At 57.2% G+C, this 250-nt stretch carries 1 pseudogene; it reads right to left on the bottom strand.

Annotated features, from left to right (window positions below):
• Window positions 1-51 precede the first annotated feature (51 nt).
• Window positions 52-250: pseudogene (locus SB816_RS33710) on the bottom strand (hypothetical protein); the annotation flags it as partial.

The following is a 250-nucleotide window of genomic DNA, read 5'->3' on the forward strand; positions in this document are numbered from 1 at the left end:
TGATCTGCCTTTCCACGTCGCATGCAGACAAATGGTCCTGCTACTCCAACTTCAGCGATATCCGCATTGCTGCAACTGTGCCTCGTAACGCAGCGCCATGTTGGCGGAGCGGCGGGCAGCCTTCTGGACCGCGGAATTGTTGCGCCAGCTGCCCTTCGCATAACCGGCATGGCCGGAATAATAAGCGAGGTAGAGATTATAGGGGTCGTTCAGAGAAATGCCGTTCTCGCGCCGGCTTTTGGCGTGGTAC

The sequence above is a fragment of the Achromobacter sp. SIMBA_011 genome (assembly GCF_046535435.1).
Classification (GTDB): domain Bacteria; phylum Pseudomonadota; class Gammaproteobacteria; order Burkholderiales; family Burkholderiaceae_B; genus Achromobacter; species Achromobacter dolens.